General features: G+C 36.2%; 15 protein-coding genes. 7 read left to right on the top strand and 8 right to left on the bottom strand.

All coding sequences use genetic code 11. The features are described 5' to 3' along the window. Window positions 1-3: 3 nt before the first annotated feature. On the bottom strand, window positions 4-1,368 hold the full coding sequence (locus LC814_RS09615) for a c-type cytochrome (protein ID WP_226063717.1): 1,365 nt from the start codon (window positions 1,366-1,368) through the stop codon (window positions 4-6). Between the two features lie 185 nt (window positions 1,369-1,553). Here LC814_RS09615 and LC814_RS09610 point away from each other — a divergent pair, with 185 nt between their 5' ends. Continuing rightward, entirely contained in the window at window positions 1,554-2,093 is a 540-nt protein-coding gene (locus LC814_RS09610) for an SPOR domain-containing protein (protein WP_226063716.1), read from the top strand. Window positions 2,094-2,196: 103 nt separating this feature from the next. Here LC814_RS09610 and LC814_RS09605 read toward each other — a convergent pair whose 3' ends face one another. Beyond that, on the bottom strand, window positions 2,197-2,883 hold the full coding sequence (locus tag LC814_RS09605; protein ID WP_226063715.1) for a response regulator transcription factor: 687 nt from the start codon (window positions 2,881-2,883) through the stop codon (window positions 2,197-2,199). Window positions 2,884-2,929: 46 nt separating this feature from the next. After that, a complete protein-coding gene (locus tag LC814_RS09600) occupies window positions 2,930-4,477 on the bottom strand; it encodes a sensor histidine kinase (RefSeq protein WP_226063714.1) in 1,548 nt (515 codons plus the stop codon). A gap of 185 nt (window positions 4,478-4,662) precedes the next feature. Here LC814_RS09600 and LC814_RS09595 point away from each other — a divergent pair, with 185 nt between their 5' ends. Continuing rightward, window positions 4,663-5,157 carry an SRPBCC family protein gene (locus tag LC814_RS09595; protein WP_226063713.1) on the top strand — a complete coding sequence of 165 codons (495 nt, stop codon included), beginning with the start codon at window positions 4,663-4,665 and terminating at the stop codon, window positions 5,155-5,157. A gap of 22 nt (window positions 5,158-5,179) precedes the next feature. On the opposite strand, the gene LC814_RS09590 is transcribed toward LC814_RS09595, so the two are convergent. The 4 genes from LC814_RS09590 to LC814_RS12555 all read right to left on the bottom strand — a co-directional run bounded on the left by LC814_RS09590 (window position 5,180) and on the right by LC814_RS12555 (window position 9,095). Then, entirely contained in the window at window positions 5,180-5,530 is a 351-nt protein-coding gene (locus tag LC814_RS09590; RefSeq protein WP_226063712.1) for a hypothetical protein, read from the bottom strand. Then, window positions 5,520-7,619 carry a S9 family peptidase gene (locus LC814_RS09585; protein WP_226063711.1) on the bottom strand — a complete coding sequence of 700 codons (2,100 nt, stop codon included), beginning with the start codon at window positions 7,617-7,619 and terminating at the stop codon, window positions 5,520-5,522. The genes LC814_RS09590 and LC814_RS09585 overlap by 11 nt, the downstream gene beginning before the upstream one ends. A gap of 81 nt (window positions 7,620-7,700) precedes the next feature. Beyond that, the gene (locus tag LC814_RS09580; RefSeq protein ID WP_226065810.1) at window positions 7,701-8,441 is read right to left on the bottom strand and encodes a uroporphyrinogen-III synthase; all 741 of its coding nucleotides are present in this window, start codon (window positions 8,439-8,441) and stop codon (window positions 7,701-7,703) included. Window positions 8,442-8,453: 12 nt separating this feature from the next. Next, window positions 8,454-9,095 carry a DUF4271 domain-containing protein gene (locus LC814_RS12555; RefSeq protein ID WP_511190240.1) on the bottom strand — a complete coding sequence of 214 codons (642 nt, stop codon included), beginning with the start codon at window positions 9,093-9,095 and terminating at the stop codon, window positions 8,454-8,456. Between the two features lie 135 nt (window positions 9,096-9,230). On the opposite strand from LC814_RS12555, the gene LC814_RS09575 reads away from it, so the two are divergent. From LC814_RS09575 to LC814_RS09560, 4 genes are read left to right on the top strand one after another with little or no spacing between them, the layout of a single operon-like run. Next, a complete protein-coding gene (locus LC814_RS09575; RefSeq protein WP_226063710.1) occupies window positions 9,231-9,947 on the top strand; it encodes a polyprenol monophosphomannose synthase in 717 nt (238 codons plus the stop codon). Continuing rightward, complete coding sequence (locus LC814_RS09570) at window positions 9,944-10,312, top strand: DUF4296 domain-containing protein (protein WP_262903707.1); 369 nt, start codon at window positions 9,944-9,946, stop codon at window positions 10,310-10,312. The genes LC814_RS09575 and LC814_RS09570 overlap by 4 nt, the downstream gene beginning before the upstream one ends. Before the next feature lie 3 nt (window positions 10,313-10,315). Beyond that, complete coding sequence (gene tgt, locus LC814_RS09565) at window positions 10,316-11,449, top strand: tRNA guanosine(34) transglycosylase Tgt (protein WP_226063708.1); 1,134 nt, start codon at window positions 10,316-10,318, stop codon at window positions 11,447-11,449. Between the two features lie 19 nt (window positions 11,450-11,468). Continuing rightward, window positions 11,469-12,563: an LptF/LptG family permease gene (locus LC814_RS09560; protein ID WP_226063707.1), complete on the top strand. Its 1,095-nt coding sequence runs from the start codon at window positions 11,469-11,471 to the stop codon at window positions 12,561-12,563. On the opposite strand, the gene LC814_RS09555 is transcribed toward LC814_RS09560, so the two are convergent. After that, window positions 12,557-13,273, bottom strand: coding sequence for a biotin--[acetyl-CoA-carboxylase] ligase (locus LC814_RS09555; protein WP_226063706.1), 717 nt, complete (start codon window positions 13,271-13,273; stop codon window positions 12,557-12,559). The genes LC814_RS09560 and LC814_RS09555 overlap by 7 nt on opposite strands. Window positions 13,274-13,360: 87 nt before the next feature. On the opposite strand from LC814_RS09555, the gene rsfS reads away from it, so the two are divergent. Beyond that, window positions 13,361-13,723: a ribosome silencing factor gene (gene rsfS / locus LC814_RS09550; RefSeq protein WP_226063705.1), complete on the top strand. Its 363-nt coding sequence runs from the start codon at window positions 13,361-13,363 to the stop codon at window positions 13,721-13,723. Window positions 13,724-13,725 lie beyond the last annotated feature (2 nt).

The raw sequence follows: 13,725 nt of genomic DNA, 5'->3' as shown, positions 1-13,725 counted from the left end.
TTATTAATAATGACATTTACCACACTCAAGGCCTCCAATTGCATCTACGGTGATTTTCGCACCTGAGCCATACTGTTTTTTCAGTTTCTCATGTAGATTTTTGAAGTACTCTTTATTATAACCATTGTTCATATCTACTTCTGTAGTTCTGTGACATTCTATACACCATCCCATAGTAAAGTCGTTGGCCATCTGCACTACATTCATAGTGTCAACCTGACCGTGACAAGCTTTACAAACTACATCGATTTTAGCATCAGGATTTTTCTTATTATACCCATTAATGATAGCTTGTTCACCAGGTACAACGTGTTGTGCGTGATTAAAGTAAACGAAATCCGGCATATTGTGAATCCTTGTCCACTCCACGGGTTGTGTTTTACCTGTATATTGTTGCGAGGCTGCATCCCAACCGGTAGCGGCATAAATTTTCTGAATTTCGGCATCGTAGAAGGCTTTGTCTTTTCCTGGCTCCATATATTTCCCTTTGTATTCAGAAATATTACGGTGACAGTTCATACAAACATTCATTGAAGGAATCTCGGAAACCTTACCATATTTTGCGGAAGAGTGACAAAGCTGACAGTCAATTTTATTTTCACCCGCATGTATTCTGTGAGAGAAATAAATAGGCTGGTCTGGTTTATATCCTTTATAAACGCCGATCCACATTAAACTGTTCCACACTCCATAGGCGGCAAAAACTCCGAGCAGAACGATAAGTCCTTTCCCTATGTAGTGGTATTTTTTATAGACATCAGCAAAAGATGTTGCTCTTGTGGCGTTTAAACCAACCAACTCATCGGTTTGCTGCAGTTTTACCAACTGTCGTAATTTTAGAAGCAACCAAAGCAGCAGTCCACCAATCGCCAAAAGTGAAATCAAAATTACTTTTGAATTCATTGATTCTCTTTTCGATACTTCAAGTGCCGTTACAGCATCCATTCCTGCAGGCGCAGCGATAGCATCAGCAGCCGGTTCTGGAGCAGGTGGGTTTGTGGTGTATTCTAAAATGTCATTGATATCCTGATCGGTAAGATTAGGAAACGCAAGCATTTCTACTTTGTTAAATTTTTCGAAAACTTCGTTAGCGTATTTGTCACCAGAAGCTCGCAGCGCTTTGTTGTCTTTTATCCACTTATGAAGCCAATCTGTATCTAAATTTTGCTCCGTTTTGAGTCTTGCTACAACGCCACCTAAGGCAGGACCGACAAGTTGTTTGTCTAATGCATGACAAGCGGCACAATCAGCTTTGAAAAGCTTTTCACCGTTTTTCGCATCTCCTTGAGCGTAAATAGAAGCACTGGTCGACAGCAATAGACCTATTGCGATAAGACCTCTTTTGTAATGCTTTCTCCAACTAATCATTTATAAAATCTTGGGTTAGTAAATTGTATTGCGTTTACTTTCAACTTGGCAAAAATAACACTTTTAACAGAAATTTAACAGCCGATTACGTATCCATCGGATGTTTTGCTTTAATTTGTAAAGGTTCTAAATAACAAATGTTGGTATAATTTTTATTTGTTTTAAATTTGTCCAAAATAAATTCGATGAAAAACTTTTTTAAAATATTCGCTCTCGTTTCTTTCATGTCTGCTAATTTCTTTCACGCACAGCAAGTTATAAAGAATGATACAATTAACGGAACACCGCTCACGGTTGTTATGGATCAAAAAGTTAGTGATCTGCTCAGCGATATTGAAGATAAATGTGCAACGCCAAATACTTTTTCCGGCAATGAAAATTATGATGGTTCTTCTACAAAAAGTACCACACCAAAAATTTCAGTGCCCGAAAGAGAACTCACGAACGCAGAAATTTGTCGCAGAAACCCGCGAATTATGGGCTATAAAATACAGCTTGCTGTGGTAAAAAGTAATGATGAAGCCCGAGAAGTTGGAATGTTTTTTAGAAGACGCTTTCCCAACATGAAGGTAGAAATCGATGCTTCATTACGACCAAATTATAAAGTAATGGCAGGAAGCTATTTTACGAAACAAAGCGCCGCAAGCGACTTGGCAAGAATTAAACAACACTTTAAAAGTGCTTTGCCAATTCAATATCGCGTTTTCTGTGTAGAAGCCAAATAGGAAACTTAAAAAATGTGAAATAGCCGCTCTCAAATTGAAAGCGGCTATTTTTATTTTAAAACAGAACTAAAACGGGGCTCTTTTAAGGTTTTTCTTGGCTTTTTTAATTCTTAACCAATAAACGGAATCCTTCACCGTGAACATTGATGATTTCTAAACCATCGTCTTCCTTCAGTAATTTTCTCAGTTTAGCGATATAAACATCCATACTTCTGGCCGTAAAATAATTTTCTTTTTTCCAGATTTTGCGCAAGGCCAAATCTCTCGGCATAAAATCATTTCTGTGCTGGCAAAGCAACTTCAACAATTCATTTTCTTTAGGTGATAATTTATAGTCGTTTTCCCCAACTCTTAACTGTCGCAACATAGAGTCGAAAAATATATTGCTGATTTTAAACTGTTCCTGCTCATCATTTTCCAAAGTTGCACTTCGCTGAAGTATTGCTTTAATTTTATATAAAAGCAATTCTGTATCGAAAGGTTTCGTAATGTAATCATCAGCGCCGAGCTGATAACCTTTTAGAATATCTTCGCGCATATTACGCGCAGTTAAAAATATAATCGGAATGTTCTTATCGATGCGCTTCACGTCTTCAGCCAAACTGAAACCGTCTTTTTTCGGCATCATTACATCGAAAATACAGATATCGAATTCGTTTTCTGTAAATTCCTTCAATCCTTGTTCACCATCAGTGGCGAGAGTTACTTCAAAATTATTGATGGATAAATAATCCTTTAAAACCGCCCCAAAACTCTGGTCGTCTTCTACTAATAAGATTCTGTTGCTCATAATTAATTTATTTAATGTTATGTGGCTTTCACCTTCTTTTTTTATTTTAAACCATCGGTAATTTGATGGTGAATTTGCTTCCTACTCCTTTTTGCGAATCGACAATCACGATGCCTTTGTGGAGTTCAACAATTTTTTTTACGTAAGATAATCCAAGACCTTGTCCTTTCACATTGTGAATATTTCCTGTTTCCTCCCGGAAGAATTTTTCGAAAATCCGAACCTTATTATCTGTTTCCATTCCTATTCCTTTATCAGAAATTTCGATAATATACCAATTGCCTTCATTTCTGGTGCTCACTTTAATTTCTGGTGCCTCGGGCGAATATTTATTGGCGTTATCCAGTAAGTTCACCAACGCATTAGAAATATGAAATTCATCAATTTTAAAAACATACTTATCGGTATTGAATTCCTGCGTAAGCGAACCATCTCTTTGTCTCACAATTAAGCCAAACGATTCTGTGATTTCTTTGATGAGACTGCGAACATCGGTTTCCTTTAAAAATAGTTTGACTTCATTCCGTTCCAGTTTCGACATATTTAGCACATTTTCCACCTGTTTTTTCATTCGCAGGTTTTCCTGTTTTATGATACTCGAATAATATTTTACTTTATCCGGATTGGTAGCAATTTTATCATTTGCCAAAGAATCTGTCGCTACAGAAATTGTGGCTAAAGGCGTTTTAAACTCGTGCGACATATTATTAATAAAATCTGTTTTTACCTCCGCAATTTTTCTCTGGCGCATCATATAATTAATGGAAATAATATAAATCCCCAAAATCGTAAGCAGCGACATTAAAGTTCCTAAAAGCATGGGCGAATTTGACTTTATTAAAGAATAATCTTGCCGCGGGAAAACCAGCGCCAAAGTGTAAAGCGTACGGTCTTTACTGTCTGTAAATAGTGGATAAGTGTAGTTATTTTTATCCTTTTCCTCCATATAAGTAGAATTTACAACTTTCGTCATTTTATTTCCACGATCCATTATGGCAAAACCAAATTTTGTGTTTAAGCCACTTAATTTCAATTCATGGCTCAAAACAGAGTCCAGCGTTTTTACATCAACTCTTTTTTCAATTGGTAGATTTGAAGCACTCAATTTTACAAACTGCCGAAGCGCATACGTATTGTTGTTGATGTCCTTACTCATTTGCGCAGTGAGCGGTTCGGTAGCATTAGGAGCTTTCTTGATTTGTAAAATTCCCTCATCAGTATACAAATTGGTCAAAAGCAAACTGTCACCTTTCTGAGAAATCGGTATATTTTGATTTTCAACTATGCTTTTCTGAAAAATGACTGTAGAACGGTTTGCAGAATCAGAATTTTGCTGAATATATGTCTGTGTTGGTTGATTACTACTGTCAATTACACTTTTTCCGAAATTCTTGAAATCCTGATTTAAATATTTTTCACTTTCCAATTGAGAGACCTTTAGCGCAGAAGATTCCATAGAGGAATAAACCCTGTTGCTAAAATCCTGATTGAGTGCGCCGTATAATTCTTTCAGCCAGTACAATTGAAGGGTTACAAATACAATCATGGAGATTGTCATCAGTACCGATATAAATGGAATAAACTTATTGTTCATTAGGAGATTTAAAAATGAATTGTTAAAATTAGTCATTTTAAGAATATAATAACAAAATATTGTTCCATTTATTGTGCTTAATTTCTTAAAAGTCTTTTTTTTAACTAATTATAGCTAATATTAAATATTTTGCACCTGATGGAACGGTCTGTCAAATAATATCTAAATTTGTGAAAAAGAGAGAAATGAAACCGAAAGTTATCTTTAATACCGACCAACAAGCTGCTACCGTTTATATTATGAAAGTTTTGGATGCACCGTCGCCCGACGTTTGGATGCATTTTACGAATCCTGACCTTTTGGATCTTTGGTGGGCACCAAAACCCTGGAAAGCCGAAACCATTAAAATGAATTTTGGACCCAATGGAATTTGGAATTACATGATGAGTGATCCGGAAAATCAAAAACAGTATGCTGGTTTTAAATACCACGAAATCAACAATCACCGAAGCTTTGACTTCACAGATTTCATGTCTGATGACCAAGGAAATATTATGAAAGATATTCCAACATCCAACTGGCTCGTAGGTTTTACAGGCGTTGAAGAAGGCACGAAACTAACCATCAATATTCATTTTAATAACGAAGCAGAAATGATCAAATTAATGAATATGGGATTTGAAGAACGCATTATAACGAGTTTAGCTCAATTAGAAACTCTTTTGCACAAAAAAGACTGATTAAAAAATCAGTCTTTACCTATTAAAAAAGCTCTTCATCAATAAAATATTGAATGATTGCTTTCTTCATTAAAATTTGTTGTTCGTTCGGTTTCAAATCCGGCAAGTGGTCGATCTCATCGAAATGCGGATAGCCGTCGTCATCATAATGTGAAAATTTATAATATCCGAAAGGTTCCAATAACCGGCAAACCGCTATATGAAGCATGTTGAGTTTATCATCTTTGGTATATTTCTGCTGCCCACTTCCCAATTCCTGTACCCCGATAAGAAATAAAATCGTATCGATTTGCGGGTGTTTTTCAGTATCGAAATTTTTTACGAAGAATGCCTCTACTTCTTCCCAAAGGTGGCTTTCTGATTTATTTTCCATCAATTTTATTTTCTAATTTCATTAAAAAAGCATATTCGAGTGAATCTTCTTTCAAAGATTCGAATCTTCCGCTCGCACCACCGTGACCTGAGCTCATGTCGGTTTTAAAAACCAGCAGATTTTCATCGGTCTTCAGTTCCCGAAGTCTCGCAGTCCATTTTGCGGGTTCCCAATACTGAACCTGAGAATCATGAAACCCCGTCGTAATTAAAAGATTGGGATAATTTTTCGCTTCTACATTGTCATACGGCGAATATGATTTCATGTAGTCGTAGTATTTCTTTTTCTTCGGATTTCCCCATTCATCAAACTCCCCAGTTGTTAAAGGAATTGTTTCGTCTAACATGGTCGTCACTACATCCACAAAAGGAACCTGCGCAACCATTCCGTGGAAAAGTTCCGGTTCATAATTCATTACCGCGCCAACCAAAAGACCGCCTGCGCTACCGCCCATCGCATAAAGATGTCGTGATGACGTGTAATTTTGATCAATCAAATATTTTGCAGCATCGATAAAATCGAAGAACGTATTTTTCTTTTGAAGCATTTTACCGTCTTCATACCATTCCCTTCCTAAATATTCACCACCTCTAATATGGGCAATGGCGTAAATAAAACCTCTGTTTAACAGAGAAAGACGAACATTTGAAAAACTCGCATCCACCGTATGCCCATAACTTCCGTATCCATAAAGAAGTAAAGGCGTATCAGCTGATTTCAGGGTATCTTTATGATAAACCAAAGAAATAGGAACTTTTTTTCCATCGCGCGCATTTGCCCAAATCCGTTCCGAAATATAATTTTCTGGTAAGAAATCGCCGCCTAACACTTCCTGTTGTTTCAGGAGTTTCGTCGTTCTTTCTTTCATATCATATTCGAAAGTGGAATTCGGTTGCGTTAAAGATGTATACCCGTAACGCAGTTTGTCGGTATCAAATTCCAGATTTAAACCAATGTAGGCCGTATATGTTGGATCTGAAAATGGTAAAAAATGAAAAGAATCATCATTCGTATTGATGATTTTCAGCTGAAGTAAACCCTGCCGACGTTCTTCTAAAACCAGATAATTATTAAAGATTTCAAAACCTTCCAGCAAAATTTCTTCTCGGTGTGGAATAACGTCGGTCCAAAATTGCAAACCCGGTTCTGAAACTTTCGTTTTTACGATTTTAAAATTGGTCGCATCGTCTGCATTGGTAATGATATAAAATTCATCTTCATAATGTTCAACGGCATATTCCAGATCGTCGATTCTGGGTTGGATGATTTTCCATTCTGCTAAAACATCACTTGCAGGAATGAATCGCTGTTCATCGGAAATCGTACTTGAGCTGGCGATAAAAATATATTTTAACGATTTTGTTTTATAAACATTAACATCAAAAGTTTCATCTTTCTCATGAAATACCAGCACGTCTTGGGAAGAATCTGTCCCTAACTGATGCATATACACCTGAAAAGCCCGTAAATTGTCATCTTTTCGTATATAAAAAATATGCTCATTATCATTTGCCCAAACGCCCTTTCCGGTCGTGTTGGGAATTTGATCTTGCAGTATTTCACCAGTTTCTAAATTCTTAAAATTAAGCTCATAAATTCGTCGCCCAATATTATCAGATGAATAGCTAATTAATTTATTATTAGGAGATACCGCGACACTTCCAACCTCGTAAAATTTATGTGCTGCTGCTAAAACATTCACATCCAACAAAAGCTCTTCTTCATTTTCTAAAGTATAATGTTTTCGCGTAAAAAGCGGATGTTCTTTTCCCTGCTCATACCGTACGATATACCAATATTCATTAAAAAAGTAGGGCAAAGACTCGTCATCTTCCTTATATCTGGCTTTCATTTCGTCAAAAAGTAGTTGCTGAAAATCTTCAGTATCTTTCAGAACAGCTTCGGCATAAGCATTTTCCTGATCGAGGTAGGAGATAACTTCTGGATTTTCCCGTTCTTTTAACCAGAAATAAGGATCATTTCGCTGATCACCATGAATCTCCAAAACTTGGTCAATCTTCTTGGCCTTCGGTGTTACGTGGTTAACTTTAAGTATCGAATTATTTACAGCAATTTTTGTATCGCTCATTGAGTGTGTATCTTTAAAAGGTAAAAAACCGACTTCGTCATCGAAAGGCGGTTTTTTAATTGTTATTAAAATTTAGAAATTTTATTTTTCTAAATTTCTAATATATTTTTCTATAGCCATTGTCATCGACGGCGATTCTTTACTTGGCGCCATCACATCTACACGTAAACCAGCGTCAATTGCTGCTTGCTCAGTAGTTGCTCCAAAAACGGCAATTTTTGTGCTGTTTTGAGTAAAGTCTTTGAAATTTTCTCGCAACGATTTAATTCCCTGACGGGTAAAAAAGACCAACATGTCGTAATCATGAATTGTGATATCGCTTAGATCGCTGCTTACCGTTTTATACATTGTAGCTTTAACCCAGTCAATTCCAGATGAGTCTAGAATATTCTGAATATCTGGACTTAAAATATCGGATGCAGGTAAGATATATTTCTCTGACGGAAATTTTTTGAAAAGCGGAATTAAATCACTGAAGTTTTTCTCTCCGAAAGAAATTTTTCTTTTTCTATAAACGATATGTTTTTGCAGATAATTTGCAATCGCTTCCGACTGGCAAATATATCGCATAGAATCTGGGACTGCAAAACGCATCTCTTCGGCTAAACGAAAGAAGTGATCAATCGCATTTTTACTGGTAAATATAATACCCGTGTACTGCGATAAATCGATTTTTTGAGTTCTCAAATCCTTCGCATCAACGCCTTCTACATGAATAAAAGGTCTAAAATCAATCTTGATTTTTTCTTTTTTAGCCATTTCTAGATAAGGAGAAGACTCGTTGGGAGCAGGTTGAGAAACAAGTATAGATTTAATTTTCATCATCAAAATTTATTAAAAATATAATACGCTCCAAAGGGCAATTACAGGGGCAATTTGGAGGGTGCAAATATACAAAAATTTATAATACCATTTTATGGGAAGAATATGCTGTGGTGAAAAGAGATACAGCAGTATTTTTAATAAAAAAATCATTAAAAATCCGAAAAAGTAATAATTATAGAGCTGCAATAAATCAACTTTAAAGTAATGCTGGTAAATACATAAAACCATTAAAAGCAAAGAGACGGTAAAGTAAAACTTCGAAGCTGTAAATTGAAAATACGGCCATTTCCTACCGCTTCCGGTACCCGAGAAGAAAATATAAGTGAGTAAACTTTTAATAAAATAGAATAAAAAAATCACCCACAGCGTGAATCCAAATTTATTTAATTCAAACCCAAAAAGCGATAACTTTCGAATTGCTGCCGGAACGACAGGAACAGATTGAGAGATTAAAGTTGCCAATGATAACACAAATACAACACTGATAATCAACCACGTAAGAAAATTATTAGAAGAATCTTCAAACTTCTGCAGAAGAAAAACCCGCACCGAAGAATCCCGGTGCAAATAAAGCAACATAAAAATATAAAGCAAAATGCAACCTGTGATAATGAAGGCTACCCAATCATTCTGCTGTACTATTCTAACCAAGAAATACTTTTTTGCAAAAGTAGCGATATTAAAGGTAATTCACCAATAATTAACAATCTAACTCCTTAAATGTGCAAAATGTAAAACTGAAAAAATAACGGCGGAAAAGTTTATCTTTGCACATTAATTTTCTGGATGAAAAAACTGGTCATCATACCTACCTATAATGAGATTGAGAATATAGAAAATATAATCTCTGCCGTGTTCGAACTGCAGGAGGATTTTCATGTTTTGGTGGTCGATGATTCCTCACCTGATGGTACTGGCGAAGCCGTAAAAAAGATGCAGCACTTGCATCTTGAAGGTCTTTTTCTGAGCGTTCGGAAAGTAAAAGATGGTCTTGGAAAAGCATACATTCACGGGTTTAAATGGGCTTTGGAAAATGAGTATGATTACATCTTTGAAATGGACGCTGATTTTTCCCACAATCCTCAAGATTTAAATAAATTATTTCAGGCTTGTCAATCTGCCGATATGAGCATTGGTTCCCGCTATTCGAAAGGCGTAAATGTCGTAAACTGGCCCATGGGCAGAGTCTTACTTTCATACTTTGCCTCAAAATATGTGCGCACCATTCTTGGAATTCCCATTCATGATACAACCGCGGGTTTTGTCTGCTTTTCGCGCAAAGTTTTAGTGGAAATTGGTCTGGAAAATATCAAATTGAAAGGGTACGGTTTTCAAATCGAAATGAAATTTAGAGCCTTCAAAAAAGGATTCAAAATTGTAGAAGTACCGATTATTTTCACCAATAGAGAACTGGGAACCAGCAAGATGAATGGCGGAATTATTCACGAGGCCGTTTTTGGCGTTTTAAATTTAAAATGGAAATCCCTCATCGGAAAATTATGAAGAAATTATTCTACATATTTTTCGCACTTTTGCTTTTTTCCTGCGAGAAATTAATTGATCCGCCAAAGAATTTAGTCCCAAAAGAAACAATGTCGGCCCTAATTGCAGATTTCGCTATGAATGAACAATTGATGTCGGTCGTTGAAAACCTTAATTTGGATAATGCCACGCGTTATTCCTTAAAACAAAATAAAACCACGGGAACAGCTTTTTCTGAAAGCTTTAAATACTATACCGCTACTGGCGAAATTGAAGGCGTCTTACTTGATGCCCAGAATATGATTTTAGACAAAGATCCAGCTGCCAAAAAGTATATCGAAAAGAAATTAAAAGAAAACAAAAACGTCCCAGTATTTGCAAGATAAATTATGTCCCAATTTTTTACAATTAATAAAACGACAACCGGAAAAGCGCGAGCCGGAACTATATCAACCGATCACGGAGAAATTCAAACGCCGATTTTCATGCCTGTTGGCACCGTGGCTTCGGTGAAAACGGTCCACCAAAGAGAGTTAAGAGATGATATAAAAGCGCAGATTATTTTAGGAAACACCTATCATCTTAACCTTCGCCCGAAAATGGAAGTGATGCAAGCTGCCGGCGGATTGCATAAATTTATGAATTGGGATTTGCCAATCCTTACAGATTCCGGGGGTTATCAGGTATTTTCTTTGTCTAAATCAAGAAAATTAAATGAAGAAGGTGTAAAATTCAAATCTCATATTGATGGAAGTACACATTTTATTTCTCCAGAAAAATCAATGGAAATTCAGCGACAAATCGGTGCCGATATTTTCATGGCCTTTGATGAGTGTGTCGCTTATCCTGCTGAATACAATCATGTAAAAAAATCAATGGATCTTACACATCGGTGGTTAAAGAGATGTATTAAATGGAATGCAGAAAATCCGGAGTTGTACGGTCACAAACAAGCTTTTTTTCCTATTGTTCAAGGTTCCTGCTATTCTGATTTAAGAAAAAAATCTGCAGAATTTGTTTCGGAACAAAATGCGGTGGGAAATGCAATTGGCGGCCTGTCTGTTGGCGAGCCGGAAGAAGAAATGTATAGAATTACAGATGAAGTAACCGATGTTTTACCAAAAGACAAACCCCGTTATTTAATGGGTGTCGGTACGCCCTGGAATATTTTGGAAACAATAGGGCTTGGAATTGATATGATGGATTGCGTAATGCCGACACGTAATGCGCGTAACGCCATGCTTTTTACATGGGGCGGCGTTATGAATATGAAAAACGAAAAATGGAAAAGCGACTTCTCACCTTTGGATGAACTGGGAACGAGCTATGTGGATTCAGAATATTCAAAAGCATATGTGCGCCATCTTTTCGCCTCAAAAGAATATTTAGGAAAGCAAATTGCTTCTGTACATAATTTGGCCTTTTATTTAGATTTGGTGCGCGCTGCAAGAGCGCATATTGTGGCTGGAGATTTCTACGAATGGAAAGATGCTATAATTCCTAATCTGAAAAACCGACTTTAAAATTCAGCCTTTTTAGTTCATGAAGATAATCGATCTCTATATCATCAAAAAATACCTCGGCACCTTTGGGTTTATGCTGGGTCTTTTGAGTATTATAGTTTTGGTTATTGATGTTCAGGCAAAAGCGCCACGTATCGAATCGAACGGCTTTACGGTAAGCGAATTTCTCATTAATTTTTATCCGTATTGGATCGTGAATCTGGTGATCACCTTTATGTCGATCTTGGTTTTTATATCTGTTATCTTCTTCACCTCTAAAATTGCCAATAATACTGAAATCGTAGCCATCATCAGTTCAGGTGCAAGTTTTCATCGTTTTGCAAGACCGTATTTAATTACTTCTGGAGCGATTGCTATTGCAGCTTTATTGATTAATCATTTTGTTTTGCCGTTGGCAAACATTAAAAAGAATGAATTAGAACCTTATACTTACAGCGCAAAAAACCGGGAAGAATTTACAGGTAGTGCAGAAGTTTCTACACAGCTTTCAAAAACTGAATATATTTTCATTAAAAGTTATAATAAAAAAGACAAACGCGGATCGGGCTTTCTTTATCAGAAATTCGATAAAAAACGAAATTTAATTTATCAGTTGAATGCGGCAGATTTTTATTGGGAACCCGATAAAAAGCATTTCACAATGAGTAATTATTTGGAAAAAACATTTTTGAAAAACGATACCGAGAAACTTTCAAGCGGAAACTCAATGACGAAAGATTTCGGACTTCCGCCAGAGGAACTTTTTCCTGATGTTTTACTGGGCCAAAATAAAACCACTCCCGAACTTTTAAAATTCATCAATCGGGAAAAAGAAAAGGGCAATGCGAATCTCAATACTTATTTGAATGAGCTTCACCAGCGAACATCGATGCCGGTATCTGTAATTATTCTTACCTTTTTAGGATTGTCTCTATCCTCCCAAAAGAAACGCGGCGGTTTGGGAATGAATCTCGCCATCGGAATTTCGTTAGCGTTTGTATTCGTATTTTCCTTCGAAGTTTTAAAGGTGGTCTCCGAGAACAAATCACTAACTCCACTTTTAGCAATGTGGATTCCTAATTTGGTATTTGGACCGATTGCTTTGTTTCTTTATTTCAAGCGCGCCAATCAGTAAAGAAGCTGAATTTCTTTGTGAAAAAATTTCTGTAAACCGCTGTGTTCTAAATCTACCCACAAATATCCCGCTTGATCTACCTTTTCGATAATGCCATTTTGTCTGACTTCTTCAATCTCGAAAACAGAAACTTCATTTTTTCGATATAACTTATCATTGAGATTCTGGAGAACGTTCTCCGCAGAAACTTCTCTTCTAAAATGTTGAACCAAATAATGATGCAACCTTTCCGCCAAAGAATGTAAATCGTGATTTATTCCCGTTTGAGTAAGCAAAGATCCAGCTTTCGAGAGAGTTTCGAAATCTTTCTGCAAAACATTAAGACCGATTCCTACAACAAAATAAGAAACTTTATTCATTATTTTTTTTTCAATGAGTAAACCAGCAACTTTTTTATTTATGATAATAATGTCATTCGGCCATTTAATAGCAACAGGATCTTGGGTCAAATTGGCGAGAAATTCTGCCAGAAGTTCAGCGGTACGAAAATTGAGCAAATGATCTGCAAGGTTAATCGAAGCCGTTGGAATTGCAAGTGAATAGGCAATATTAAGATTTTCACCCAATTGCCAGGAATTTCCATACTGACCTTTGCCTTTAGTTTGATGAAAAGTGTACACCGCGATTTCCGTCGGATTTTCAGAAATCACAAATTGTTTAATTTCATCCTGTGTAGAAGAACATTCTGGGAGATAAAACAAGTTGGTCATTTATGAAAACTTTAAGAGTTGTAAGCGGTAAATTTCAGACTATTTAAATAAAAAAACAATAAATTTGCAGATTATACAAAATTTTTAATGAATAACATTCCAGAAAAACACCTTCTAATCGACAAAATCGTAGAAGCAATACAAGATACAAAAGGGGAAGATGTAATGATCTTCGACTTATCAAAAATAGAGAATTCCGTTGCACAAACATTTATTATTTGTACCGGTAACTCGAATACACAAGTTTCCGCAATTGCTGGAAATATCGAAAAAAAAGTTAGAAACGACTTGCACGACAGACCTTGGCATGTAGAAGGCACAGAAAATAATCTGTGGGTTTTACTGGATTATGTATCTGTAGTTGTACACGTTTTCCAACGTGAAACCCGGGAGTACTATGACATAGAAGAACTTTGGGGCGACGCGTTAATTACTAAAATTGAAAATTAATT

Origin of the sequence: Kaistella polysaccharea (assembly GCF_020410745.1) — a bacterium.
Classification (GTDB): domain Bacteria; phylum Bacteroidota; class Bacteroidia; order Flavobacteriales; family Weeksellaceae; genus Kaistella; species Kaistella polysaccharea.
Note: the sequence above shows the minus strand (reverse complement) of the source record. Positions and strands in the feature narration are given on the sequence as shown.

Coding starts and splice junctions, on each gene's coding strand:
- LC814_RS09615 (WP_226063717.1), bottom strand. CDS start 1,368: ATGATTAGTTGGAGAAAGCATTACAAAAGAGGTCTTATCGCAATAGGT.
- LC814_RS09610 (WP_226063716.1), top strand. CDS start 1,554: ATGAAAAACTTTTTTAAAATATTCGCTCTCGTTTCTTTCATGTCTGCT.
- LC814_RS09605 (WP_226063715.1), bottom strand. CDS start 2,883: ATGAGCAACAGAATCTTATTAGTAGAAGACGACCAGAGTTTTGGGGCG.
- LC814_RS09600 (WP_226063714.1), bottom strand. CDS start 4,477: ATGAACAATAAGTTTATTCCATTTATATCGGTACTGATGACAATCTCC.
- LC814_RS09595 (WP_226063713.1), top strand. CDS start 4,663: ATGAAACCGAAAGTTATCTTTAATACCGACCAACAAGCTGCTACCGTT.
- LC814_RS09590 (WP_226063712.1), bottom strand. CDS start 5,530: ATGGAAAATAAATCAGAAAGCCACCTTTGGGAAGAAGTAGAGGCATTC.
- LC814_RS09585 (WP_226063711.1), bottom strand. CDS start 7,619: ATGAGCGATACAAAAATTGCTGTAAATAATTCGATACTTAAAGTTAAC.
- LC814_RS09580 (WP_226065810.1), bottom strand. CDS start 8,441: ATGAAAATTAAATCTATACTTGTTTCTCAACCTGCTCCCAACGAGTCT.
- LC814_RS09575 (WP_226063710.1), top strand. CDS start 9,231: ATGAAAAAACTGGTCATCATACCTACCTATAATGAGATTGAGAATATA.
- LC814_RS09570 (WP_262903707.1), top strand. CDS start 9,944: ATGAAGAAATTATTCTACATATTTTTCGCACTTTTGCTTTTTTCCTGC.
- tgt (WP_226063708.1), top strand. CDS start 10,316: ATGTCCCAATTTTTTACAATTAATAAAACGACAACCGGAAAAGCGCGA.
- LC814_RS09560 (WP_226063707.1), top strand. CDS start 11,469: ATGAAGATAATCGATCTCTATATCATCAAAAAATACCTCGGCACCTTT.
- LC814_RS09555 (WP_226063706.1), bottom strand. CDS start 13,273: ATGACCAACTTGTTTTATCTCCCAGAATGTTCTTCTACACAGGATGAA.
- rsfS (WP_226063705.1), top strand. CDS start 13,361: ATGAATAACATTCCAGAAAAACACCTTCTAATCGACAAAATCGTAGAA.